At 52.8% G+C, this 23,132-nt stretch carries 23 protein-coding genes and 2 tRNA genes; 12 read left to right on the forward strand and 13 right to left on the reverse strand.

The window, feature by feature from the left end; translation table 11 throughout:
- Nucleotides 1-45 precede the first annotated feature (45 nt).
- Both punC and cfa read left to right on the forward strand, forming a co-directional pair.
- Nucleotides 46-1,251 (forward strand): purine nucleoside transporter PunC, encoded by a 1,206-nt coding sequence (gene punC / locus CKO_RS07145; protein WP_024130373.1) that lies wholly within the window; start codon nucleotides 46-48, stop codon nucleotides 1,249-1,251.
- Nucleotides 1,252-1,541: 290 nt separating this feature from the next.
- Nucleotides 1,542-2,690, forward strand: a complete 1,149-nt coding sequence (cfa, locus tag CKO_RS07150) for a cyclopropane fatty acyl phospholipid synthase (protein WP_012132548.1) — start codon at nucleotides 1,542-1,544, stop codon at nucleotides 2,688-2,690.
- 39 nt (nucleotides 2,691-2,729) lie between these two features.
- On the opposite strand, the gene CKO_RS07155 is transcribed toward cfa, so the two are convergent.
- On the reverse strand, nucleotides 2,730-3,371 hold the full coding sequence (locus tag CKO_RS07155; RefSeq protein ID WP_012132549.1) for a riboflavin synthase: 642 nt from the start codon (nucleotides 3,369-3,371) through the stop codon (nucleotides 2,730-2,732).
- Between the two features lie 217 nt (nucleotides 3,372-3,588).
- Between CKO_RS07155 and mdtK the strand changes: the two genes are divergently transcribed.
- From mdtK to CKO_RS07175, 4 genes are all read left to right on the forward strand, one after another.
- The gene (gene mdtK / locus CKO_RS07160; RefSeq protein ID WP_012132551.1) at nucleotides 3,589-4,962 is read left to right on the forward strand and encodes a multidrug efflux MATE transporter MdtK; all 1,374 of its coding nucleotides are present in this window, start codon (nucleotides 3,589-3,591) and stop codon (nucleotides 4,960-4,962) included.
- Between the two features lie 151 nt (nucleotides 4,963-5,113).
- Nucleotides 5,114-5,190 (forward strand) — tRNA-Val (locus CKO_RS07165).
- A gap of 4 nt (nucleotides 5,191-5,194) precedes the next feature.
- A tRNA-Val gene (locus CKO_RS07170) sits at nucleotides 5,195-5,271 on the forward strand.
- Between the two features lie 298 nt (nucleotides 5,272-5,569).
- Entirely contained in the window at nucleotides 5,570-7,870 is a 2,301-nt protein-coding gene (locus CKO_RS07175) for a TonB-dependent siderophore receptor (RefSeq protein ID WP_012132552.1), read from the forward strand.
- A gap of 72 nt (nucleotides 7,871-7,942) precedes the next feature.
- Here the strand turns inward: CKO_RS07175 and CKO_RS07180 are convergent, their stop codons facing one another.
- Nucleotides 7,943-8,881: an alpha/beta hydrolase gene (locus CKO_RS07180; RefSeq protein ID WP_024130374.1), complete on the reverse strand. Its 939-nt coding sequence runs from the start codon at nucleotides 8,879-8,881 to the stop codon at nucleotides 7,943-7,945.
- A 243-nt stretch (nucleotides 8,882-9,124) separates the two neighbouring features.
- Here CKO_RS07180 and CKO_RS07185 point away from each other — a divergent pair, with 243 nt between their 5' ends.
- Together CKO_RS07185 and CKO_RS23280 are read left to right on the forward strand one after the other, a co-directional pair.
- Nucleotides 9,125-10,027: an endonuclease/exonuclease/phosphatase family protein gene (locus CKO_RS07185; protein ID WP_012132554.1), complete on the forward strand. Its 903-nt coding sequence runs from the start codon at nucleotides 9,125-9,127 to the stop codon at nucleotides 10,025-10,027.
- A 135-nt stretch (nucleotides 10,028-10,162) separates the two neighbouring features.
- Complete coding sequence (locus tag CKO_RS23280; RefSeq protein WP_012132556.1) at nucleotides 10,163-10,303, forward strand: hypothetical protein; 141 nt, start codon at nucleotides 10,163-10,165, stop codon at nucleotides 10,301-10,303.
- Nucleotides 10,304-10,400: 97 nt separating this feature from the next.
- On the opposite strand, the gene CKO_RS07190 is transcribed toward CKO_RS23280, so the two are convergent.
- Nucleotides 10,401-10,580, reverse strand: a complete 180-nt coding sequence (locus CKO_RS07190) for a hypothetical protein (RefSeq protein ID WP_024130375.1) — start codon at nucleotides 10,578-10,580, stop codon at nucleotides 10,401-10,403.
- 304 nt (nucleotides 10,581-10,884) lie between these two features.
- Between CKO_RS07190 and CKO_RS07195 the strand changes: the two genes are divergently transcribed.
- Genes CKO_RS07195 through CKO_RS07210 form a run of 4 tightly spaced genes read left to right on the forward strand, consistent with a single transcriptional unit; the run spans nucleotide 10,885 to nucleotide 13,984 of the window.
- On the forward strand, nucleotides 10,885-11,718 hold the full coding sequence (locus CKO_RS07195) for an ABC transporter substrate-binding protein (protein WP_012132560.1): 834 nt from the start codon (nucleotides 10,885-10,887) through the stop codon (nucleotides 11,716-11,718).
- A gap of 1 nt (nucleotide 11,719) precedes the next feature.
- Nucleotides 11,720-12,538 (forward strand): amino acid ABC transporter ATP-binding protein, encoded by an 819-nt coding sequence (locus tag CKO_RS07200; protein WP_012132561.1) that lies wholly within the window; start codon nucleotides 11,720-11,722, stop codon nucleotides 12,536-12,538.
- Nucleotides 12,538-13,317: an amino acid ABC transporter permease gene (locus CKO_RS07205; protein ID WP_012132562.1), complete on the forward strand. Its 780-nt coding sequence runs from the start codon at nucleotides 12,538-12,540 to the stop codon at nucleotides 13,315-13,317. The genes CKO_RS07200 and CKO_RS07205 overlap by 1 nt, the downstream gene beginning before the upstream one ends.
- Nucleotides 13,307-13,984, forward strand: a complete 678-nt coding sequence (locus tag CKO_RS07210) for an amino acid ABC transporter permease (RefSeq protein ID WP_012132563.1) — start codon at nucleotides 13,307-13,309, stop codon at nucleotides 13,982-13,984. Before CKO_RS07205 ends, CKO_RS07210 begins: the two co-directional genes overlap by 11 nt.
- Before the next feature lie 5 nt (nucleotides 13,985-13,989).
- On the opposite strand, the gene ydhT is transcribed toward CKO_RS07210, so the two are convergent.
- The 10 genes from ydhT to CKO_RS07260 all read right to left on the reverse strand — a co-directional run bounded on the left by ydhT (nucleotide 13,990) and on the right by CKO_RS07260 (nucleotide 23,062).
- Nucleotides 13,990-14,802 (reverse strand): protein YdhT, encoded by an 813-nt coding sequence (ydhT, locus tag CKO_RS07215; RefSeq protein ID WP_012132564.1) that lies wholly within the window; start codon nucleotides 14,800-14,802, stop codon nucleotides 13,990-13,992.
- A gap of 3 nt (nucleotides 14,803-14,805) precedes the next feature.
- The gene (phsC, locus tag CKO_RS07220) at nucleotides 14,806-15,591 is read right to left on the reverse strand and encodes a thiosulfate reductase cytochrome B subunit (protein WP_012132565.1); all 786 of its coding nucleotides are present in this window, start codon (nucleotides 15,589-15,591) and stop codon (nucleotides 14,806-14,808) included.
- Nucleotides 15,588-16,256: a 4Fe-4S dicluster domain-containing protein gene (locus tag CKO_RS07225; protein ID WP_071818897.1), complete on the reverse strand. Its 669-nt coding sequence runs from the start codon at nucleotides 16,254-16,256 to the stop codon at nucleotides 15,588-15,590. Before CKO_RS07225 ends, phsC begins: the two co-directional genes overlap by 4 nt.
- Before the next feature lie 63 nt (nucleotides 16,257-16,319).
- Nucleotides 16,320-16,964, reverse strand: a complete 645-nt coding sequence (locus tag CKO_RS07230; protein WP_012132567.1) for a YdhW family putative oxidoreductase system protein — start codon at nucleotides 16,962-16,964, stop codon at nucleotides 16,320-16,322.
- Between the two features lie 10 nt (nucleotides 16,965-16,974).
- Nucleotides 16,975-19,077 (reverse strand): aldehyde ferredoxin oxidoreductase, encoded by a 2,103-nt coding sequence (locus CKO_RS07235; protein ID WP_024130378.1) that lies wholly within the window; start codon nucleotides 19,075-19,077, stop codon nucleotides 16,975-16,977.
- Nucleotides 19,078-19,097: 20 nt separating this feature from the next.
- On the reverse strand, nucleotides 19,098-19,724 hold the full coding sequence (locus CKO_RS07240) for a ferredoxin-like protein (protein WP_012132569.1): 627 nt from the start codon (nucleotides 19,722-19,724) through the stop codon (nucleotides 19,098-19,100).
- A 407-nt stretch (nucleotides 19,725-20,131) separates the two neighbouring features.
- Nucleotides 20,132-20,341, reverse strand: a complete 210-nt coding sequence (gene fumD, locus CKO_RS07245) for a fumarate hydratase FumD (protein WP_012132570.1) — start codon at nucleotides 20,339-20,341, stop codon at nucleotides 20,132-20,134.
- Between the two features lie 203 nt (nucleotides 20,342-20,544).
- Nucleotides 20,545-21,357, reverse strand: a complete 813-nt coding sequence (locus tag CKO_RS07250) for a MetQ/NlpA family ABC transporter substrate-binding protein (protein ID WP_012132572.1) — start codon at nucleotides 21,355-21,357, stop codon at nucleotides 20,545-20,547.
- 21 nt (nucleotides 21,358-21,378) lie between these two features.
- Nucleotides 21,379-22,047, reverse strand: coding sequence for a methionine ABC transporter permease (locus CKO_RS07255; RefSeq protein WP_012132573.1), 669 nt, complete (start codon nucleotides 22,045-22,047; stop codon nucleotides 21,379-21,381).
- Nucleotides 22,040-23,062, reverse strand: a complete 1,023-nt coding sequence (locus tag CKO_RS07260; RefSeq protein WP_012132574.1) for a methionine ABC transporter ATP-binding protein — start codon at nucleotides 23,060-23,062, stop codon at nucleotides 22,040-22,042. Before CKO_RS07260 ends, CKO_RS07255 begins: the two co-directional genes overlap by 8 nt.
- Between the last annotated feature and the right edge of the window lie 70 nt (nucleotides 23,063-23,132).

Consider the following 23,132-nt stretch of genomic DNA (forward strand, 5'->3'; position numbering starts at 1 on the left):
CTACACTCAGCGGCAATGTCTTACTTCTGGAAAAGAGAAACAATTATGCAACCCGGAAAAGGTTTTTTAGTCTGGCTGGCGGGTCTCAGCGTGCTGGGCTTTCTGGCAACAGATATGTATCTGCCTGCGTTCGCGGCAATTCAGGCCGACCTGCAAACACCGGCGGCGGCTGTCAGCGCCAGCCTCAGTCTGTTCCTGGCCGGTTTCGCCGTCGCGCAACTGCTGTGGGGGCCGCTGTCAGACCGTTACGGGCGTAAACCCATTTTGCTGCTGGGTCTCTCCATCTTCGCGCTGGGCAGTCTGGGGATGATGTGGGTCGAAAGCGCTACTGGGCTGCTGGTACTGCGTTTTATTCAGGCGGTGGGGGTTTGTGCCGCTACGGTGATCTGGCAGGCACTGGTGACGGATTATTATCCAACGCAAAAAATTAATCGCATCTTCGCTACCATTATGCCGCTGGTCGGTTTATCGCCCGCCCTTGCGCCTTTACTCGGCAGTTGGATCCTGACGCATTTTTCCTGGCAGGCCATTTTTGCCACGCTGTTCATCATTACGCTGATATTGATGCTGCCCGCCTTACGCTTAAAGCCAACAACAAAAGCACATGACCACAGCCAGGAAAAACTGACCTTCGCCAGCCTGCTGCGTTCACAAACTTATCGCGGCAACGTCCTGATTTACGCCGCCTGCTCCGCCAGCTTTTTTGCCTGGCTGACGGGTTCCCCGTTTATCCTCAGCGAAATGGGCTATAGCCCGGCGGTAATTGGCCTGAGTTATGTACCGCAGACCATCGCGTTCCTGGTGGGCGGTTACGGTTGCCGCGCGGCGCTGCAAAAATGGCAGGGTCAACAGCTGTTGCCCTGGTTACTGGTTCTCTATGCGCTGAGCGTGGTCGCCACCTGGGGCGCCAGCTTCATCAGCCATGTTTCGCTGACAGAGATCCTGATTCCATTCTGTGTGATGGCTATCGCGAACGGCGCGATCTACCCTATCGTGGTCGCCCAGGCGCTGCGCCCCTTCCCGCAAGCGACCGGACGCGCAGCAGCCTTACAGAACACGCTGCAACTGGGTCTGTGTTTCCTGGCAAGCCTGGTCGTTTCGTGGCTGATCAGCACGCCGCTGCTTACCACCACCAGCGTAATGCTGTCGACGGTGGCTCTGGCGGCACTGGGATACTGGCTGCAACTTCAGGCGCAGGAACCGGCCGCGCGCGCAGCAAACACCGAAGTTGCGCACAGCGAATCTCACTAAAAATGTTCAACAACAGGTAATTAGCTCGCTAACAATTTTCGGTTGTATCATCGAATTTTGAGGCCTATACTAAATTTCGGTTGTTAATATTACGATAATTATTATGCGTTAACGGGAACCGGAGCGTTCCCGTTTCACCACGGATGGCCTTTTCGGTAAGGGTTCCTCCCTTCCTCTGTTCTACGTCGGATAATAGACTCGCGGAATTATTCCGTGAGATTTCTCACAAAGCCCAAAAAGCGTCTACGCTGTTTTAAGGTTCTGATCACCGACCAAGTGATGGAGAAGCTATGAGTTCATCGTGTATAGAAGAAGTCAGCGTACCAGATGATGACTGGTATCGTATCACCAACGAATTGCTGGGCCGTGCGGGTATCGCCATCAATGGCACTGCCCCGGCGGATATTCGTGTTAAAAACCCCGATTTTTTCAAACGTGTATTACAGGAAGGATCGCTGGGGTTAGGTGAAAGTTATATGGATGGCTGGTGGGAATGCGACCGACTGGACATGTTTTTTAGTAAAGTCTTACGAGCCGGGCTCGAAAACCAACTCCCCCACCATTTCAAAGATACGCTGCGTATCGCGGGCGCACGCCTGTTCAACTTACAAAGTAAAAAACGCGCCTGGATAGTCGGGAAAGAACATTACGATCTCGGCAACGATCTTTTCTCCCGCATGCTCGACCCGTATATGCAATATTCCTGCGCTTACTGGAAAGATGCCGACACACTGGAATCCGCCCAGCAAGCGAAGCTGAAGCTCATTTGTGAAAAATTACAGTTGCAGCCGGGTATGCGCGTGCTGGATATCGGATGTGGCTGGGGCGGCTTGTCCCAGTTTATGGCGTCCAATTATGACGTCAGCGTCGTTGGCGTCACGATTTCCGCCGAGCAGCAAAAGATGGCCCAGGAACGTTGCGCTGGTCTGGACGTTTCTATTCGGCTACAGGATTACCGCGACCTTAACGATCAGTTTGATCGCATTGTGTCCGTTGGTATGTTTGAACACGTCGGGCCGAAGAACTATAAAACCTATTTTGAAGTGGTCGACCGTAATTTGAAACCGGACGGTATTTTCCTGCTCCACACTATCGGTTCCAAAAAGACGGATAATAATGTCGACCCGTGGATCAATAAGTATATTTTTCCGAACGGGTGTCTGCCGTCTGTTCGACAGATTGCGAATGCCAGCGAATCGCATTTCGTGATGGAAGACTGGCACAACTTTGGCGCAGATTACGACACCACCCTGATGGCCTGGTATTCTCGCTTTATCAACGGCTGGCCGGAAATTGCAGATAATTACACCGAACGGTTTAAACGCATGTTCAGTTATTATCTGAATGCATGCGCCGGGGCGTTTCGCGCCCGTGATATACAGCTATGGCAGGTGGTTTTTTCTCGCGGCGTCGAACACGGCCTGCGTATTCCCCGCTAATCCTGATAACCCCCGCGCTGCGGGGGTTTTTACGTCGGGTTACGCGTCGCCTGCATGCAGGTTCGCCGCGCTTTCCCGTGCCGCCAGCACGCGCTCGACGGTGTCAACAACCGCCTGGGTTTGCGGATCAATTTCGATATTGACGCGAGCACCCAGTTTTTTCTTACCCAGCGTGGTGCGTTCCAGCGTTTCCGGGATCAGATGAACGCAAAAGCGCGTTGGCGTCACTTCCCCTACCGTCAGACTGATGCCATCGATGCCGATGAATCCCTTATACAGGATATATTTCATCAGCTGCGGGTCCTGAACTTTAAACCAGACCTGACGATTATTCTCAGAGGTCAGAATTTTCGAAATTTCAGCCGTGGTCATAATGTGACCCGACATTAAATGCCCGCCAATCTCATCGCTGAATTTCGCCGCACGCTCCACGTTAACGAGATCGCCGACGCTCAGATCGCCAAGATTGGTAATGCGTAACGTCTCTTTCATCAGGTCAAAGCTGATCTGATTACCGTTTATTTCAGTGACGGTCAGGCAACAGCCGTTGTGCGCCACCGATGCGCCCGTCTCCAGCGCGTCCAGCATGTGTTCAGGTAATTCCACGACATGCGTGCGGAAATTCGGTTTTTCATCAATCGACACCAGTTTCGCGGTGCCCTGCACAATACCTGTAAACATACCTGCAACTCCTGAAATCAGTTAATACATCTCTGCCCAGCACAATAGCAGGTGGAAAATCAGGTTGCCAGCAAAGCGCTAAAAGCACCTGTTTTTTCACTGGAGAATTACGTATTCCTCGCTACAATAGACTGAAATTTCCCCTGCATTTTCTTCTTGCTGCCATTTAAGGCGGCTTTTTTAGTCTCTCAAATAACAACAAATAATAGGTGTATACGTGCAGAAGTATATCAGTGAAGCGCGTCAGTTATTAGCTCTGGCAATACCGGTGATTCTTGCGCAAATCGCCCAAACCGCGATGGGATTCGTCGATACCGTGATGGCTGGCGGGTACAGCGCCACGGATATGGCTGCCGTCGCTATCGGCACATCTATCTGGCTGCCCGCCATTCTGTTTGGTCATGGGCTGTTACTGGCTCTGACCCCGGTTATCGCGCAGCTCAACGGATCTGGCCGCCGCGAACGCATCGCTCACCAGGTGCGACAAGGCTTCTGGCTGGCGGGCTGTGTGTCCGTTCTCATTATGTTTGTGCTATGGAATGCCGGATACATTATCCGTTCTATGCATAACATTGATCCTGCGCTGGCGGATAAAGCCGTGGGCTATCTTCGCGCGCTCCTGTGGGGCGCGCCGGGATACCTGTTCTTTCAGGTTGCGCGTAACCAGTGCGAAGGTCTGGCAAAAACCAAACCCGGCATGGTCATAGGCTTCCTTGGCCTGCTGGTCAACATTCCGGTGAACTATATATTCATCTACGGTCACTTCGGTATGCCGGAACTCGGCGGCGTAGGCTGCGGCGTTGCCACGGCGGCGGTCTATTGGGTGATGTTTATCGCGATGGCCTCGTATGTGAAACGTGCGCGTTCAATGCGCGATATTCGCAACGAGCGCGGATTCAGCAAGCCGGATACGGCGGTCATGAAACGTCTGGTACAGCTAGGTTTGCCGATCGCCCTGGCGCTGTTTTTTGAAGTCACCCTGTTTGCCGTGGTGGCGCTGTTGGTTTCACCGCTGGGTATTGTGGATGTCGCAGGCCACCAGATTGCCCTGAACTTCAGTTCGCTGATGTTCGTATTGCCGATGTCGCTGGCGGCTGCGGTTACCATCCGCGTGGGCTATCGACTTGGCCAGGGCTCAACGCTGGATGCCCAGACAGCCGCCAGAACCGGGCTGGGCGTCGGGGTTTGCATGGCCGTTATCACCGCAATTTTTACCGTGACGCTGCGTGAGCCTATCGCCCTGCTCTATAACGACAATCCTGAAGTGGTCACGCTCGCCGCGCAACTGATGCTGCTGGCGGCGGTGTATCAAATTTCCGATTCGATCCAGGTTATCGGCAGCGGTATTTTGCGTGGTTATAAAGATACGCGGTCGATTTTCTTTATTACCTTTACAGCTTACTGGGTGCTGGGATTACCGAGCGGTTATATCCTCGCGCTGACCGATCTGGTGGTGGATCGCATGGGACCGGCCGGGTTCTGGATGGGCTTTATTATCGGCCTGACGTCTGCGGCTATTATGATGATGCTGCGTATGCGATACCTGCAACGCCAGTCATCAGCGATTATTTTGCAGCGCGCTGCGCGATAAATCAGCAATAGCCGCCGAACGGCGGCTATTCTCTCGACATTTTGCGCGTTTCCTCTGCAATCGAGTGAAATCAGGAAGAAAATTACGTTTTCCCTCTTGCCTCATTCCGGCTCTGCCGCTAATATTCGTCCCCGTTGTCACCTGCAACATTGCGTTCATAGCTCAGTTGGTTAGAGCACCACCTTGACATGGTGGGGGTCGTTGGTTCGAGTCCAATTGAACGCACCATCCTGCGTCTGTAGCTCAGTTGGTTAGAGCACCACCTTGACATGGTGGGGGTCGATGGTTCGAGTCCATTCAGACGCACCATTCTTTATCCACACAGCACACTGTTCCCACAGCGCATTGTTCCCACAAATCTTTCCTGAATTCATGGTTTGACCGTTGTACAGACCAACAACCGCAACTGTCCCTTCACGCCTGCTGCCCTGATATTAATTATCTTACTGATTTTATTCTATTTAATAACCTGAAATTGCCGCTAACGGCAGCGTGCTCGCACGCCCAAAAATGTAAATGATAATCATTATTGTGTTGCAAATGAGAAATATTGCTAATAAGTTATTTCACGCAATTTTTCTTTTAACAATGGCAAGTGATTAATATCATGATAAAAAAGGCATATAAATTATCGCTTTTGAGTTCGCTTATTGCAGGGAGTCTGGCAATTCCTGCGGTACAGGCTGACGACATCAAAACAGCGGCAAACCAGAAAGCAGAACAAACAAACGCCAGTAACCCACCTGAGAAACAGGCTGCCCGCGACAAAGAAATAAACAGCGGCGAAACCATGGTCGTGACGGCCAAAGAACAGACGCTCCAGGCCCCCGGCGTCTCTATCATTGACAGTGAGGCCATTAAAAAACGGCCAATACAGCGCGACGTCGCTGAGATCATTCGCACCATGCCGGGCGTCAATCTCACCGGGAACTCTAACAGCGGACAACGCGGGAATAACCGCCAGATTGATATCCGCGGCATGGGGCCGGAGAACACTCTGATTCTGATTGACGGTATGCCTGTCTCCAGCCGCAACTCGGTGCGCTATGGCTGGAGCGATGAGCGCGATACCCGTGGCGACACCAACTGGGTGCCGCCAGAAATGATCGAGCGCATTGAGGTCATCCGTGGCCCGGCCGCCGCGATGTACGGCAGTGGCGCAATGGGCGGGGTCGTCAATATCATCACCAAACCGGCGACGGACGAATGGCACGGCAGTTTAAATACCTATTACAACTTTCCACAGCACAAATCCGAAGGCAGCACCAAACGCTATAACGGCAGTTTAAGCGGCGCGCTGGCGGATAATCTGACCCTGCGAGTCTACGGTAACTGGAATAAAACGCAGGCTGATGCCCAGGATATCAACGAAAACCACACGACCCCGCGTATCGGTTCTTATGCCGGTAGCTACCCCGCTGGCCGTGAAGGTTTTATCAATAAAGACATCAATTCAGCTCTGCGCTGGGAATTTATGCCGATGCAGGCGCTGGAACTGGGGGCCGGCTACAGTCGCCACGGCAACCTGTATGCCGGTGATACGCAAAACACCAACAGCAACGCGCTGGTAAAAAAATATTATGGCAAAGAAACAAACGTTCTCTACCGCCAGACGCTCAGCCTGAAATATACCGGCGCCTGGGACAGCGGCGTCACCACCAATAACTATGTGCAGTTTGAAAAAACGCGTAATACCCGCCTCAATGAAGGCCTCTCTGGCGGCATCTCGGGGATTTTCAGCCCGTCAAATGAAGGGTTCTCGACCATTTCGTTGTATGACACCAACCTGCACTCGGAAGTGAATATCCCGCTTGACCTGTGGGTTAGCCAGACGCTGACCTTTGGTGCGGAATTTAACCACCAGGCGATGAAAGATCCGTCGTCGAATACCGAATCCACCACCGGCGGGGGCTCGGTTCCGGGGATTGCCGATACCGGGCGCAGCAAATACAGCTCAGCGGATATTTACGGCATCTTTGCGGAAGATAACCTTGAACTGACGGACAGCACTCGTCTGACTCCTGCCGTTCGCTTCAACCACCAGAGTATTAGCGGCAGTAACTGGAGTCCGTCACTGAACCTCTCCCAGGAACTGGGCGGCGACTTCACGTTGAAACTGGGTATTGCCCGCGCATGGAAAGCACCAAATCTGTATCAGACCAACCCCAATTACCTGTTGTTCAGTAAAGGCCAGGGATGCTACGGCGGCGGCGCCTGCTATCTGCAAGGCAACCGCGACCTGAAAGCAGAAACCAGCGTCAATAAAGAGGTAGGGATTGAATATAATCATGATGAAGTGCAGGCCGGGCTGACCTGGTATCGCAACGACTACCATGACAAGATTGCAGCCGGTGACTCGGTTGCGGGCAAAGCCACCTCCGCAAATATTTATCAATGGGAAAACGTGCCAAAAGCCGTCGTTCAGGGGCTGGAAGGGACGTTCAATTTCCCGCTCGCCGATACGCTGAAGATGAAAAATAACTTCACCTATATCATCGAGAACAAGAATAAGAAGAGTGGAGATTACCTGTCGGTTATTCCCAAATACACCATCAACTCAACGCTGGAGTGGCAGGCCGCTAACGATCTGTCGGTGCAGGGTACGCTGACGTGGTATGGCCGCCAGAAACCGAAAAAATACACTTATCAAGGGAACCCCACTTCGGGCAGCGAAACCCGACAGGTATCGCCTTATGCGCTGGTGGGCATGAGTGCGACTTACGCGGTGACGAAATATGTGGATGTAACCGCAGGGATCGATAACCTGTTCGACAAGCGCCACTTCCGTGAAGGAAATGCCCAGACTACCGGTAACGCCACCACGGGCGCGTATCTGTGGGGAGCCGGTGCGAACACCTATAACGAACCTGGCCGCACCTACTACATGCAGGTGGGGCTACACTTCTGACGACCACCAGACTCGCATCATAGCGTAATGGCTAAGGGCGGCTTCCCGCCGCCCTCTTCACTCACTGCCCGGTTAATCGCAGCGCGCTGCCCCGGGAGTCTCCTCCGCGCTCATATTCAGTAACGCGCTCTGAAAAGAGGCGGTGAACATCGGCCCGTGCGTCAATCCCGGGTAATTCCACCAGGCAACCGCAAGCCCGTCTTTTTGCAGGGCGGAAACGGCGTCGCGGGTTTTATTCAGGATATCGGAAACCGGAGTCTGCGCATTTTTCCCCGGTGAAGCGGAACCTTCCATGAAAAATAAACGCTTATGGCAATTTTTCGCGGCATCCATTGTGGTTAACCGGGTTAACAACGAGGAATTGTCTCTTCCCAGCGATGGGCTGGCGCTGTAGTAAAACTGAAAAAATGACGACGACAGCCACGAATCAAGGACGAATAAGCCGCCGTAGGAGTGTCCCCATACGCCGCGTCGTTCAGGATCGATGTTGATCCCTTGTTCCGTTTGCGGCGCGATACGCGTCTCCAGCAGTCGACGGAAGTCCCCACTGCCGCCACCCGGTCGACGATAGCGCCCCTCCGCCCCGCTTTTCACTTCCAGCGCGGGCGTATAATCATAGGCTCTGCCGTTCAGATCAAAGGGTAAGTGGGTCTGGTAGCCGATGGCGACAATAACGGGGGGCGTTTTTTCCGCCAGTTGTTTCAGCAAGTCCTCCGTCAGGCGATCCATCACCGCATTGCCATCCAGCATATACAGAACCGGATAACCCGACGCTGGCGGCGTTTTATCAGGAACGCCGGTCCAGACCTTGTAGTGCCTTTTTCCGTCGGCGGAGTCGAAATTTTCAACCCTGAAATGGTAAAACGCGGAACCCCGATCGGCGATATTCGGTCCCAGCGGCTCCATATCCGGCCTGGCATACCCTTTCGCGCCATACAGCAGAGTAATGCAAGAGATTGCTAAAAACGGTGCCATGCGACGACGCCCGTTTCGATACTCACGGCCATACATCTCTTCGTTATTCCTTTTTTTACAGGTGAAATTCAGATTTTTGCAACATTACATACAGTTACCCGAAAGGCTCTGCGGGTCAAGTAAACCGTTACGGCCTTCATTCACATTTAAAATTCTGGTGAATGTACTTTAATCACTTATTTCGCAAAACAATATAAGTTTGTGCAAAGTCTCACAGTAACCTATTTTTATGCGCGTTATAGTGGCGACAACAGCAAATAAACAAGGCCTCTATTCGTTATGAAAAACATCTTTACACTGACATTCCTCGCGCTAAGCTGCCTTTCCACACACGCTATAGCCAGTGAAAAACTTGCCGGTAATGAAATTCTCGCCGTTCAGAAAGGCGGTGTCCCGGATAAGATTTATGAAAACAACAAGCCTCATTTAAGAATTGCGACCTATAACATCGGCAAAAATGAAGCGTCCGAAAATGTAGCTGATTTCACGTCGCTTAATGCCGCTATCAAAAAAATTGCAGCCGATATCATTGCGGTTCCAGAGGTTGATAATAAAACCGCAAGAAGCCAAAAGATTGATCAATTGAAAACGATCGCTGATGCAAATAACTATCACTATGCCTTTGGTAAGGCGCTGGATTTTGATGGTGGTGAATACGGGCTCGGCATTTTATCGAAATACAAAATTCAGCATACTCAGGTTATCAATTTACCCTCAGGCGATGCAGAACAACGGGTAGCATTACTGGCGCAAATTGCGGTTCCAGGTTTCGATACGCCGGTACTGGTCATGGTTACCCACCTTGACTGGCAAAAAGATCCCACCATGCGAATTGAGCAAGTCCGCCATCTGCTGGATGTCAGTATTGGCGATGCGTCATCCGATTTTAAAGATATCGCCTCTTCAATAAAAATTCTGGCTGGCGATTTCAACTCTACCCGTGACGAACAGCCGTTAAAAGAAATTGGCTATTTCTTTAATCCGGTTGAGAAACAGGGGACGGATTATCGTACATGGCCTGCGGTTAACCCGGCGATTGATATTGACCACATCTTCACTTTCAAGGGGCAAAAATGGGATGTGAAGAAAATAGACATTCCGCATAACTCCCCTGCTTTCACCTGGTCGTCGGCAAGCGATCATCTCCCCTTTATCGCGGATATGGAACTCACCGAGCAGTAACCTATTGGCAGGGATGGCGGGATTTCCGCTTTCCCTGCTGGCAACCGCACCGATCGCCAATAGCGCAAGGTGCATCAATCACAGATTTTGCCCTATACTGGAAAGCTGGCAAACACTGAACTAAACAGGTGATTGATGGATATTGATCTCGACAATCTGGTCTTTGACGGGCTGGAGGAAGCGCAAGAGCGTAACGCTGAACGTCTGGAAGACGCAGATAAAAAAGCCCAGGCGGTTATTGCGGATGATGACTGCGGCGATGCCTGCAAAATATAACGACAGAACCGGCGTAATGCCGGTTTTTTTTATTCAGGATTAAGCCGCAGAAAGCGCGCAGATTTCGTTCCAGTATGCCTCGCGCGTTTGTCGATGTTCAGCGTTCTGTTTTATCACGGAACCACTCCGGATCAATGTTGGCGATATCCACGCCATACAGGCTGGCGACAGGAAGAACAGACTCAACAATACGCTGAAGATGAGGCTCCGCATCGTACTGTCGGGTCTGTGGACGTGCCTTCACCACAGTATGCCAAAGACGTTTAAACCCATTCATCTTCTCCGCCCCTCTGTCTGTATGCTGGATGCGTTTTATTGCAGCGCATTCGCGTGAAAAAATGAAATACGAAATCCTGCCATCCTTGTGCATTTATTGCATTAGACCATCCCATCTTAATTCACCGACCATTAACATCTGTTTTACTAATATCTTTTTGTATATAGATAAGAATCTTTTCTTATTTGGTGACGACGGCGAGTTGTGGGAGCGTAAAAAGACAAACCCAATCATGTCGCGAATGCAGCGGCCTTTTTGACCGCGACATGAATTATTTAGCGTCTCTACAGGGATATCAAAGAAGATGATGGCAACGACAATTCACAGCACTAAAAAAACATTACTGGCATTAAGTGCGCTATTCGCATCCGGTATTGCCGCGTTACCCGCCCAGGCCGATCAACTGGCGGATATTAAAGCCGCCGGCGTAGTGAAAGTGGCCACGTTCGATGCGAACCCGCCGTTTGGCTCCGTCGATCCGCAAACGCATAAAATCGTTGGCTACGACGTTGATTTTGCCGAAGCGCTGGCCAAATCGTTGGGAGTCAAACTGGAACTGGTCGCCACCAACCCAGCCAACCGTATCCCGTTACTGCAATCGGGTAAGGCCGATCTGATCGTCGCGGATATTACCATCACCCCGGAGCGCGCCCAGGTTATCGACTTTTCCGTTCCCTATTTTATCACCGGGCAACAATTCCTGGTTCCGGCGACCTCCCCCGACAAGCTGGATGAGTACAGCCGCGCGCGAATTGGCGCGGTGAAAGGAACAACGGGGGAACAGGCGCTGCACCAGCGTTTCCCGCAATCCCGCGTGCTGGCCTATGATGATATCCCGCTGGCGCTGACTGCGCTGCGTAATGGCAACGTTCAGGCGATCACCCAGGACAGCACCATTCTGGCGGGCCTGTTAAGCGGGGCGCCGGACAAAGCCAACTTTAAAATCCTACCCGACCTGCTGAGTAAAGAGGAAATCGGCGTCGGGGTGAAAAAAGGCGAACCCGCGCTGTTAAAGGCGGTGAACGATGAACTGCTGAAGCTCGAGTCCACCGGACAGGCGGCTAAAATCTATGACGTCTGGTTCGGCCCCGAAACCAAAAATCCACAGCCGCGCGCCTTTAAAATAGAAGCGAAGTAATATGCTCTCAGGTTTGTTTACCCGCTCCGCAGCTTCGGCTGCGGATTTTACGCATTTGCGTCAGGCGCGCGTTGAACTGCGCGATGTGATCAAACAGTACGACGGGCACCGGGTATTAAACGGTGTCAATCTGACGGTGGAACCCGGAGAAGTCGTTACCATCCTTGGGCCATCCGGTTCGGGAAAATCCACGCTTATTCGACTCATCAACCAGCTTGAGTCATTAAGCGGCGGCGATATTTTTATCGATGATAAGCCCATTGGTCAGCTCAAGGGCGCAGCGCTGCGCCAGTTACGCAGCCGCATTGGATTCGTATTCCAGCAATTCAACCTTTACGCCCATCTGACGGCGCAGCAGAACATTACGCTGGCGCTGGAGTATGTGCATGGCTGGAATAAAGAGGCCGCCCGGCAGCGAGCCCGCGAGTTGCTGGACCAGGTGGGTCTGGCTGAAAAAGCCGACGCATTTGCCGCCCAGCTCTCTGGCGGACAGCAGCAGCGCGTCGCCATTGCCCGCGCGCTGGCCTCCTCTCCGCAAATTATCCTTTTTGATGAGCCAACATCCGCGCTGGACCCGGAAATGATCGGCGAAGTCTTACAGGTCATGAAAAATCTTGCCCACAGCGGGATCACCATGATCGTCGTTACGCACGAGATGCACTTCGCGCGCGAAATTGCCGACCGTGTCGTGTTTATCGACGGCGGCGATATTCTGGAAGTCGCCTCGCCTGAAGCATTTTTTACCCGTCCGCAGCACCCCAGAACCCAGCGCTTCCTGAAGAAAGTGCTCGATCCGTTACACCAGGAGTCATCGTTATAATGCTTACTCTGGACTGGCAGGGGGTGCTGAGCGGGCAACCTCTGCAATGGGTCATCTCGGGTTTTTTGACCACGCTCTGGGTCACGCTGGCAGGCGTTTTGCTGTCGACACTGCTGGCGATTATCCTGCTCGCGCTACGTCTCTCCGGCAACGCATTCGGTCGCCGTCTGGTCGCTGCCTGGGTCTCGCTGTTTCGCAATACGCCTCTGCTTGTGCAGTTGATGTTCTGGTACTTCGCAGCGTGGAATTTTCTGCCCCGTGACGTGATTGATTTCGTTAATACCGATCATTTTTGGTCGATCCTGCCTGGCGATGTCTGGTGGCTGACGCCAGAATTTCTCTGCTCCGCATGGGGGCTGGGGGTATTCACATCGGCCTTCCTGGTTGAGGAGATCGCCTCGGGGTTGCAGGCGGTATCCGCCGGGCAGCGAGAGGCCGCGGTATCGCAAGGTTTTTCCGCGTGGACGACCCTCCGCCATATTCTGCTCCCCCAGGGGCTGGCAAACGCCTGGCAACCCATCGTGGGGCAATACCTTAACCTGATGAAACTTTCATCGCTTGCCAGCGGTATCGGCTTTGCCGAACTGACCTATCAGGTGCGACAAATTGAAAGCTATAACGCCCATGCTCTGGAAGCCTTTGCCGTCGGCACCGCGCTCTATTTGCTGACCGGCATTGTATTGGGTCTGCTACTGACGCGGTTAAACCCCGCCCCGACCAAAAGAGTGAAGCCCAAAACGCGTATTTTCAGCCTCAGGAGTCCACACCATGATCGCTAATATTTCGGTCATTACCGACAATCTGGATTACCTGCTGTGGGGACGCGCTGCTGATGGTCAACCCGGCGGCGTGCTTCTCACATTGTTGATGGCGCTGGGTGCTGGCGTGCTGGCGCTTCCCGGCGGGGTGGTTCTCGCCTGTCTTGCCTGGCGATTTCCGGGCGTTATCCGTAATGGGCTGTTTCTCTGGGCGGAATTTATTCGCGGTATTCCGCTGATCTTCGTGATCTTCTGGATGTGGTATTTGCTGCCAATGCTTACCGGAAGCGATCTTCCCGGCGCCGTTACCGTCACGCTGGCGCTGGCCTGGTTTACTGCGGCATCGGTGATGCACTCCGTTTATGCTGGCATAAACGCGCTTCCTGCCGGGCAGTACGACGCCTCGGTAGTGCAGGGATTTCGCCCGTTTCAGGCATTATGGCTCATTCTGCTTCCCCAGGTGCTACGCAATGTAATGCCGTCATTGACCGGCATTTTTATCGGCCTGCTGAAAGACACGTCGCTGGCGTTTATTGTTAATGTTCCTGAACTGACTACCGTCGCCGGTCAGGTGAATAACCGGGTACAGATTTACCCGGCGGCCATTTTTATCTTTACCGGACTGGTCTATTACCTGCTCTGTTTTGGCCTGGAGAGATTCACCCGTCGACGATTTGCCATCCGATAAACGGCTCAACACTCAACAAACTGATGTTGTTCGTTGAGGCGATATTTTACCCCGGCGCGTATGTTGTTCTCGCCTTCAATGGCAACGGCGAAACGGGTACGTTCGCCATCGTGATACGCCAGCGCGGCACAGCCGCCGGGCCCCAGTATCAGGGAGTCAACGTGCCCGGTGCTGGCGATGACCGCATTGTCACCGCTGGTAACGAGATGAACATTCTCTCCGCTGTTGGCAATTCTGGCATTGGCGCCAAAGCTGACAACCTGTGCCAGATCGCCATTGCTGGCAATATTGCTCCTGTCACCCAGCGTGCTGATGCGCACCCGCATTCCCGCACTAGCAATACGACTCCCGTCACCGGCGCAGCTTACGCGGGTTGAGTTCCCTGCCACCGCCACCCGCGCGCGATCGCCGGAACAGCCTATATGCGTGTTGTAGCCTGCGCTGCCAATGCGCGCGCAGTACCCCGCGCTGGCAATCTGCGAAGCGTACCCCACGCTGGCAATTTTGACATTATCGCCCGCACATCCCAGATGGACGTTATCGTCCGCGCAGGCAATGTGTTCGCTATTACCGTGGTGCGACTGCGCACTCACCAGGCTGTCCATCGCGCTGATATCCTGACGCGCAAAGCTCTCCTCATCCAGCCAGCGTGACCAGGCATATTCCACCAGACTATTTGCCCAGTCGAGATAGCCTTCACCGCTCAGCGCCCGATGCACGTCGGCGTAGCTGCCGCCATTCGGAAAGCGACGGACAAACCAACGATACATGACGGGCCCGACTCGCCAGGTACGTAAATCCTCTCGCGTAATGATCATCCGTTAGTGCCGATGATAGCCATCAACCATGCAGCGGAAGGTCTCACCGGGCGTACGACCTGTCGTGCAAAGGTAAAGATGACCGAAGATAAAAAAGAGGCTAACGATCGCCAGCGCGAAATGCGCCTGCAACAGCCAGTAACGCACGCCGGGGAACAGATCGCCCGCCGCCTGCGGATAAAGCGACAGTAGTCCGGTTATCAGCAACAGCGGCACCAGGCCGTACATCACCCCGAGATAAGCGGCCTGCTGTAACGGGTTGAATTTAGACTGCGTGGTGGCGGGAAACGGATGTTCCTCACCCTGCATAATGCCGAACAGATAGAAGCGTGTCTGCTTTATCGCCCGGCCAATCCAGCCCTCGCGGCGAATAATATAATGGTGTCCGTTGCCGCCCAGCATGTTGATCAAAACAAAACCCAGCCAACACGCCAGCAGCAGAAAACCGCAGATCTCATGCACCGTCAGCAGACTCTTCATCACCGACGCGCCAACCAGCGAGAAATGATTGATCAGCCCGCTGCCAAGCAGGAGCACAAACAGTAGCGCATTCGACCAGTGCCACAATCTCACCGCTTTTGAGTACAGGTAAACCTTTTCACCGTGACCAGCCGCGGCTTTGTTGGCGGCGCGAAACCGCAGCATGGCATGCAGCCCCAACACCAGCCACATCGCTACCAGCATCAGTCCGGCGATGACTAACCAGACAGGCCAGTATTCGGGAGAAAACACGGGGACATAGTTCGCCAGTTGGGCATGGAACTGTTCAGCATTCTGCGACGCGTTCATACATTTTCCTTTTTAATCAAATGTTGACCGAACCGGCGATACAGATGCGGTTTTCCGGCGCCTGCGAGTTGGTGTTGATAGAATTTGTTCTCCTTCAGCCAGGTCTGAATTTCCGGGCTGTCTTCACGACCAAAAATCAATGCGTGCTCCGGGCAGGCATTCACGCAAATCGGCGGGAACCCCTTTGCCAGGCGAGATTCGGCACAAAAGTCGCATTTATCCGCCACTTTGGTTTGTGGATTGAGATAACGCACCTGATACGGACAAGCGCCTATACAGTAGCTACAGCCGATACAACGCGATTCATCTACCCGCACAATACCGCGCTCATCACGCCAAGAGGCGCCGGTCGGGCAAACATCAATACAGGGCGCATCTTCACAGTGCTGGCAGGACTGGCGGAAATAGTGATAAACGGTTTCGTTTTCATTATCCGAAACGGGAATATGCGCGATGGATAAACGACTGCCCTGAGCCGGAACATGGTTGGTCTTGCGACACGCCCGGGCGCAGAGATTGCAGCCGTTACACAGGGATTCATCATGAATCATGGCATAACGCACCGCGTTGCTATTCTTCGTGTTCGCTAACAAATTTTGACCGGGCCCGCTGAAAAAAATCACCGTCCCCATACCAAGCACAAATTTTCGTCGAGTGAAGGACATCTGGTTATCCTCTAATCCGGTGGCAGCGATCGCCCACGCTTTCCATGACATCACCCTGAACAATCAGGGATTCTGAAACTGCTCAACCTCAAGCCATTCGCATAAGCCATATGCCTTGCCGTAGCTCATAAAACGTTCGCTAAACAGATACGGCACATCGTTGGACGACGCCACACGGCGAATATCCGCGTAATCCGGGTGCGTGTCGATCGCGGCAAGGGCTGTCGCTATTTGCTGCGGCGCAAAGCGGTATGGCGGTTGTTCCAGCATGGCGACCTTGTAGGGTCGCGGATAGGTCTGGCAATCAAAACGCACCGCCTGTGCGATAGCCCGGCAAATATCGTTCTCCACCACCTGCACACACATGTCGGCATAGTTAGCGGTCATGGTTTGCGTCGAGTAGTAATAATCATCCTGAGCACCCCGCACGCAGGCGATATCCGCCCCTGTCTCGCTCTGAAGCAGCGTCTCCAGCAGCGGTGTTAACGCCTCTTCCTCCACTGAATACGGCGGTTGCAGGAAAAGCGCGCGAGCCACCAGCTGGCCTGAAGCAGAATGCTGGCGGATGAACTCCGCCATGATCTCTGCCGGACTCGCGGGAGGCGCCGATTCATCCACTCGCCTTTCATGCTGATGTAAGCCTTGCAGCCACTGCCGCTTTTCAATATCCACCTCAGGCGTGGAGTGTTCGCCCTCTGAATGACTCATCTCACCTTCCTTACGCTGGCAGCAGATTCTGCGCGGCCAGATCGGCGGCGACATCCTCAAGACCGAGGCGATGCAACGTTTCTCGCGTCGGGCATCCCAGTTCAGGGTCCCAGCCCATCTCGGTATAAAAGAGCGTCAGGGATTCACGCATATCGTCGCGATCCATTTTGTCAGTCCCTTCAGTGAACACCGGAATGTTGGGGTCCTTGTCAAAAACCCACGAACAGATGAGATCGTGTTCATTGCGCATGTCTTTGGTCTGCATCAGTTTGACGGTATAGGCGCGATGGAGCGTGAAGATACGTTCTGCGGCTAAATCAAGGCTCGCCTGGGTGGTTTCATCCCCGGTCACCGCCTGGAAAAATTTCGCTTCCAGGTCCAGATCCCCACGATAATTTCGGCTCTTTAACGGCGAAACGGTCATCGGCCAGACCCAGTTGCACAGCGTCACGGCGTTATGCAGGCAAACTTTGAGCAGCGTCCATTTGGCATACTTGATTTTCGCCGCGTTGATCGGCGTGTAATTTTTAGTCTCGTCGTAGGCGTCTTCAGAACCAAACAGTTCCGCCGCGACCTCTCGCTGTAGCTTCAGCGGTAAACCAGAACCAATAAAGTTGATGTGGGTGTGGGTCATGCAATCACGGTTAAACATGCAGTTGGTAATTGCCCCCACCTGCGCCGACGCTTCGTTAGCATGGTGTACCGGATAGCCAAACGGCGACCACAGTTTGTTTTTATCGTACGCCCAGTATTCCTCACCCAGATTCCAGCGCTCGGCAATGGCGTATGAACCATCCGCAAGATGGCTCAACTCTCCTTTGCGATGCGCCAGCCGATAGTAGAAATCCTTGATAAAGTTGGGATCGCCCGCTTCCAGTTGATCCCAGCGGATCTCCGCATATTCCTCAGCCGGCAGCACGCGCTTGAACACGCCTTTGCTGTAGCAATACGTGAAGTCACGGTGCAACTGCCCGTAGTTACACCAGATACCGTAGTCGTCAAACAGGTTCAGGCCGATCAGATTGCCGATAACGCGGCCATCGTCCTTGTCGTCAAAATCTTTCGGGCCGTGCGGGAAGATCGTGGTATGGACAAAGTTTGCCACGCAGGTATTCCCCCCGGTGCTCGGTACGCCAAAATCCTTTACCCGTGGAATATTGAGCTGCGACATGCAGCGGATCGGACATGAGTGGCAACCGCTCATTTTCACGGTGTATTTTTCAGCCGCCGGACCTAAGTCAAACACGGATTTATAGGTGCGAAAGCCGACCGTATTTTGATTACCCGGCGGGATCTCGCCGGTTTCAACAGGCCCGCCTTCTGCGGCCCCCCAGAACAAGCCTTTACGCGCCGTCCAGCGCGAGGCCGGTGAGGAAAATTCCGCCCATGCCTGCGGGGTGCTCGGCACAACATGATTATTATTGGCGCCAATCAGCTCCGTCATCATGTAGTCATTCAGCCGCTTCATCTCTTTGCGATCGGCAATATTGACCCCTTTGGTGCCCTCAACGGCAATGGCCTTGAGGTTTTTCGCCCCCATCACCGCGCCGGTTCCCGCCCCGCCGCTGTGGTTACGGCTGTTGAGCATACAGGAGAGCGGCACCAGGTTTTCACCCGCCTGACCAATGGCCGCCACGCAGGTCTCCGGGCTGGTCATACGGCAGATCTCTTCGGTCGTGGCGCGCGTCCCTTTGCCCCACAGAAAATCTGCTTTTTCGAGGCTGACCTTGTCATCTTTAATATTGATCCACACAGGCGAAGCGGATTTACCCTCAATAATAATCGCGTCGTACCCGGCAAATTTCATTTGTGCCGCAAAGAAGCCGCCCATATGCGCATCGACAACCAAATTACCTTTAGTAAACGTAGAGAGCGAAGTGATATTGACGCGGGAACTACAGGGCGCGCCAGATCCGGTCAGCGGGCCGGTGGCAAATACCAGTTTATTTCCTTCATCGAAAGGTTTCGTGCCAGGCGGAACTTCGTCATACATAATTTTGTAGCCGAACCCCATTCCGCCGACAAATTTTTTATATTTACTGGAATCTTCGAGGGTAATATCGCCTGTTGTAAGATTGACCCGTAATATATTACCTGTCCAACCGTTAGCCATAATGTTTTCCTTTGCAAGATTCAAACAGTAATATCTTTCCACTCGATAACTTTCAGCGCCCCTGTTGGACAGGCGCTGGCGCACTCGCCGCATAAAACACATTTTGACGATTTTTTCGTTTCGCTGTTTACGGTAGCCATCATCCAGGGGCAGGCAGTGGTGCAGGCGCTACAGCCAATACACCGCTTATGATCAACCGCGATGCAGCCATCGTCCTGTTTCCAGGTAATTGCGCCGATTGGGCAGACCTTCATGCACTGCGGGTCCTTACACTGGCGACAGGTATCTGCGGTGTAGTTTAAATCGCCATACAGGCCGCCGCCGGAGCCAACGCCATTGTCGCCAAAGAAGTAATTACGGTGAATCTTAATGCGGGAGAAAAACGAGCCCACGGCGCCATCGTTGTAATTGGTGCAGGAGATTTCGCAGCGATGGCAGCCTGTGCAGCGGGCGCGTTGAGTCACTAAGACCCCTTTGGGCGTGTTTATCAGTCCTACCGTACCGCTATCAACGTCTTCCTGTTTGCAGCCAAAAAGTGACAGCAGCGCGGGAGCGATAGTTAATCCTGCCAGACCCTTTCCTGATATACGCAGAAATTCGAGCCGCGTTAAGCCAAAATCTAATATTGGACGTTCGACCTGGTTCATTTATTTCGCATCCTCTTCGCAAACACAGTGCTGACAACACCCGATGTTTTGCCCTAACCGGATCGCATACGTCATATCATTAAATACAAATAGACTAATCCCAAAGAGTTAGGCACATAAATAATGTGGTTATTCAGTGCTATTAACTTTGATCGTTATCAATTAAAAACCGGAAGTGAAATAATAAAAGCGGAGTGATATTTATTATCATTTAGAGGATATAAAACACGGCAACCTATTAATAATTAATAATGTGACCTCGTTCCCATTATTAATATCAATCGCCTTCGTTATATATTAATATACATATCGATATTAATATAAACGCGATATCTGATTATTTACAAGGTGAAGAATTTAAATACCGGGAATAAGGGATGACGAAGCGAGCGCCATCCCTGAGAGAATTATCCTGCCAGGGCTTTGATAACCGTTTCCATCGCCTGTTTTTCAAGTTCGCTGCGCTGGAGTCGCTGGTTCGCCATGGCGGTTCGTAACACTCCCGCAATCACGATATGCTTCGGCTCTTGCCCCAGGTCGCGCATCTCCAGAACCACTTTGCCAACCACTCTGCACATCTCACGGTACAGTTCGTCGTCTTTTGTCAGGTTTCCCATTATTGTCTCTCATCGCCAGCACAAACAAACAGCATATATCACTCTAACGATGAAGACAAAACTCAAATAAATCAAACAAATAAACAGAGTGACTATTCAACTTAACCAATATCCGTCACCTCACACTCTGTAACTTGCTCACCCGTTCGGCCAGGCTCTTTTATAGGCCGGATAAGCGTCACGCTATCCGGCACTACGTGGTATTAGTTATTGACCGGAATCACCGCGCCTTTGTACTTCGTGCGGATCCAGTCCTGAATCTCTTTTGAGTGCAGAACGTCAACCAGCGCCACGATGTCTTTTTTCTTCTCGTCGCCACGGTGTACGGTAATGATGTTGGCGTACGGATTGTTTTCTCCGCTCTCAACGGCGATCGGATCGTTAACCGGGTCCAGACCTGCGTCGATAGCGTAGTTGGCGTTAATCACCACCGCATCGCCTTCATCGTTGTTGTACATCTGTGGTAACAGCGCCGCTTCCACGTTCGGCAGGAACTTCAGTTTTTTCGGGTTATCCACGATGTCGCTGATGCGCGCGCTGACCTTATCCACGTCCGGCTTCAGTTTGATCACGCCCTCTTTTTCAAAGATCGACAGAATACGTCCCTCTTCAGAGACCGCGTCACGCATAATGATCCTGCCGCCTTCCGGCAGATCTTTCAGCGATTTGTATTTTTTAGAGTAGATGCCGATAGGCTCAATATGAATCGCCCCGGCGCTGACGAAATCATAGGTTTTATCACCTGCATGATCTTTCAGCACGCTATTCAGGTACGGGATATGCTGGAAGTAGTTGGCGTCAATTTCACGACCGGCCAGCGCGGTGTTCGGCAGAATGTAATCCTGGAAAGGTTTAATCTCCAGATCGATCCCCTGTTTCGCCAGAATCGGTTTCGCCTGCTCAAGGATTTCCGCATGCGGTACGTTAGAGGCGCCAACGGTCAGCGTATCCGCCCAGGAGGCAAAGCTCAGGGCGCTTAAGGTTGCTGCGGCGAGTAATGTCAGTGATTTTTTCATGATAATGGTTTCCGTATTTTATTAGCGTTTATCTAACAGAGAGGTGATCACATCGCCGCAGAACTGGATAATGAAGACGATGATCAGGATAGTCACCGTCGCCACCAGCGTGACGTCGTTGTGGTTGCGCTGGAATCCTTCCAGATAAGCCAGGTTCCCTAAACCGCCTGCCCCAATCACTCCGGCCATCGCGCTGTAACTGACCAGCGCAATCAGCGTCACGGTGATCCCGGACACCAGTGCGGGTGATGATTCAGGCAGTAAAACCCGAAAAATAAGTGTGCTGAGACGTGCGCCCATTGAACGCGTGGCTTCAATCACGCCTCTGTCAACCTCGCGCAGTGCGATTTCAACCAGACGCGCATAAAACGGCGCCGCCCCGACAATCAACGCAGGCAGCGCAGCGTTCGCCCCGAGAATGGTGCCGACCAGCGCTTTGGTAAACGGGATCAGTAAGACGATCAAAATGATGAACGGGATCGAGCGAAAAATATTCACCACCAGCGAAATGACGCTATACAGCGTGCGGTTCTGAAACAGCCCGCCGCGCGCGGTCAAAAACAGCGCCAGCCCCAGTACAATCCCCAGCACAAACGTCGCGATACCGGAAAGCGCCGTCATATAGAGCGTTTCCTGCGTTGCCGCAAAAAGTTGTTCCCATTTCAGATGGGGAAACAGATTCTCAACCATGTTGTACTACCTCACCTTCAATATCGCTCTGCCGCAAATCCGCCAGAATATTATTCAGTTGTTCTTCCGTCGCCACGACGTGCAGCCACAGTTGGCCAAACACGCCATGTGCGGTTTGCGTCATCTTGCCGTGTAAAATATTGAAAGGCAGGCCGTAACGCAGGGTAAGCTCCCCTACGATCGGCTGATGCGTACTGTGCCCGGTGAAGGTCAGCTTAATCACCGTCCCGCCCAGCTCGCTCGCCAGCTGCGGGTTAAACGCCTCCTCTTCGGCATACTGACTTACCTGGCGGACAAACTGCCGGGTAATCGGCTGTTGCGGATGAGTAAAGACGTTCAGCACATCGCCTTCCTCCACCACTCTGCCGTTTTCCATCACCGCAACGCGATCGCAGATTTTGCGCACCACATGCATCTCGTGGGTAATAAGCACAATCGTGAGCTGGAAGCGGCGATTAATATCGAGCAGCAGATCCAGAATCTGATCGGTGGTTTGCGGGTCCAGCGCGGAAGTCGCCTCGTCGCAGAGCAGCACATCCGGGTTATTTGCCAGCGCACGGGCAATCCCCACACGTTGCTTTTGCCCGCCGCTCAGCTGGGATGGGTAAGCATTCTCACGCCCGGTTAGTCCCACCAGGTCGATCAACTCCGCCACCCGCGCCTTGATTTTTGCTTTTGGCGCGCCCGCGATTTGCATAGAAAAAGCGATGTTTTCGCTGACGGTACGCGACCACAGCAAATTGAAGTGCTGAAACACCATGCTGATTTTCAGCCGCGCCTGGCGCAGGGACTCTCCTGTCGCCGCTGAAATATCGTGACCATTGATGGTCACGCTGCCCACGGTCGGTTTTTCCAGACCGTTCAGCAAACGAATCAACGTACTCTTTCCGGCGCCGCTGTAGCCAATAATCCCGTAAATTTGTCCCTGTTCAACCATCAGATTAACGTTATCCACTGCGGTAATAGACAGCTTGCCGGGCGTAAAAACTTTCGAAATATTTTTCAGGACGATCATATCGTTATCGTATCCGCTGCTGCTTATGGTTATCCTGCCAGTGCTTTTAGCTGTTTAGCAGTATGGATGT

The sequence above is a fragment of the Citrobacter koseri ATCC BAA-895 genome (genome assembly GCF_000018045.1).
In the GTDB taxonomy this organism is placed as follows: Bacteria; Pseudomonadota; Gammaproteobacteria; order Enterobacterales; family Enterobacteriaceae; genus Citrobacter_B; species Citrobacter_B koseri.

What these genes read in the sequence shown, in the direction of transcription:
- phsC (WP_012132565.1), bottom strand. Translation starts at nt 15,591, where the DNA reads ATGAACGCGTCGCAGAATGCTGAACAGTTCCATGCCCAACTGGCGAAC.
- CKO_RS07225 (WP_071818897.1), bottom strand. Translation starts at nt 16,256, where the DNA reads ATGTCCTTCACTCGACGAAAATTTGTGCTTGGTATGGGGACGGTGATT.
- CKO_RS07205 (WP_012132562.1), top strand. Translation starts at nt 12,538, where the DNA reads ATGCTTACTCTGGACTGGCAGGGGGTGCTGAGCGGGCAACCTCTGCAA.
- punC (WP_024130373.1), top strand. Translation starts at nt 46, where the DNA reads ATGCAACCCGGAAAAGGTTTTTTAGTCTGGCTGGCGGGTCTCAGCGTG.
- CKO_RS07155 (WP_012132549.1), bottom strand. Translation starts at nt 3,371, where the DNA reads ATGTTTACAGGTATTGTGCAGGGCACCGCGAAACTGGTGTCGATTGAT.
- CKO_RS07200 (WP_012132561.1), top strand. Translation starts at nt 11,720, where the DNA reads ATGCTCTCAGGTTTGTTTACCCGCTCCGCAGCTTCGGCTGCGGATTTT.
- CKO_RS07240 (WP_012132569.1), bottom strand. Translation starts at nt 19,724, where the DNA reads ATGAACCAGGTCGAACGTCCAATATTAGATTTTGGCTTAACGCGGCTC.
- CKO_RS07260 (WP_012132574.1), bottom strand. Translation starts at nt 23,062, where the DNA reads ATGATCGTCCTGAAAAATATTTCGAAAGTTTTTACGCCCGGCAAGCTG.
- cfa (WP_012132548.1), top strand. Translation starts at nt 1,542, where the DNA reads ATGAGTTCATCGTGTATAGAAGAAGTCAGCGTACCAGATGATGACTGG.
- CKO_RS07230 (WP_012132567.1), bottom strand. Translation starts at nt 16,964, where the DNA reads ATGAGTCATTCAGAGGGCGAACACTCCACGCCTGAGGTGGATATTGAA.
- CKO_RS07255 (WP_012132573.1), bottom strand. Translation starts at nt 22,047, where the DNA reads ATGGTTGAGAATCTGTTTCCCCATCTGAAATGGGAACAACTTTTTGCG.
- ydhT (WP_012132564.1), bottom strand. Translation starts at nt 14,802, where the DNA reads ATGATCATTACGCGAGAGGATTTACGTACCTGGCGAGTCGGGCCCGTC.
- CKO_RS07195 (WP_012132560.1), top strand. Translation starts at nt 10,885, where the DNA reads ATGATGGCAACGACAATTCACAGCACTAAAAAAACATTACTGGCATTA.
- CKO_RS07210 (WP_012132563.1), top strand. Translation starts at nt 13,307, where the DNA reads ATGATCGCTAATATTTCGGTCATTACCGACAATCTGGATTACCTGCTG.
- CKO_RS07175 (WP_012132552.1), top strand. Translation starts at nt 5,570, where the DNA reads ATGATAAAAAAGGCATATAAATTATCGCTTTTGAGTTCGCTTATTGCA.
- CKO_RS07180 (WP_024130374.1), bottom strand. Translation starts at nt 8,881, where the DNA reads ATGTATGGCCGTGAGTATCGAAACGGGCGTCGTCGCATGGCACCGTTT.
- CKO_RS23280 (WP_012132556.1), top strand. Translation starts at nt 10,163, where the DNA reads ATGGATATTGATCTCGACAATCTGGTCTTTGACGGGCTGGAGGAAGCG.
- CKO_RS07185 (WP_012132554.1), top strand. Translation starts at nt 9,125, where the DNA reads ATGAAAAACATCTTTACACTGACATTCCTCGCGCTAAGCTGCCTTTCC.
- CKO_RS07190 (WP_024130375.1), bottom strand. Translation starts at nt 10,580, where the DNA reads ATGAATGGGTTTAAACGTCTTTGGCATACTGTGGTGAAGGCACGTCCA.
- CKO_RS07250 (WP_012132572.1), bottom strand. Translation starts at nt 21,357, where the DNA reads ATGAAAAAATCACTGACATTACTCGCCGCAGCAACCTTAAGCGCCCTG.
- fumD (WP_012132570.1), bottom strand. Translation starts at nt 20,341, where the DNA reads ATGGGAAACCTGACAAAAGACGACGAACTGTACCGTGAGATGTGCAGA.
- CKO_RS07235 (WP_024130378.1), bottom strand. Translation starts at nt 19,077, where the DNA reads ATGGCTAACGGTTGGACAGGTAATATATTACGGGTCAATCTTACAACA.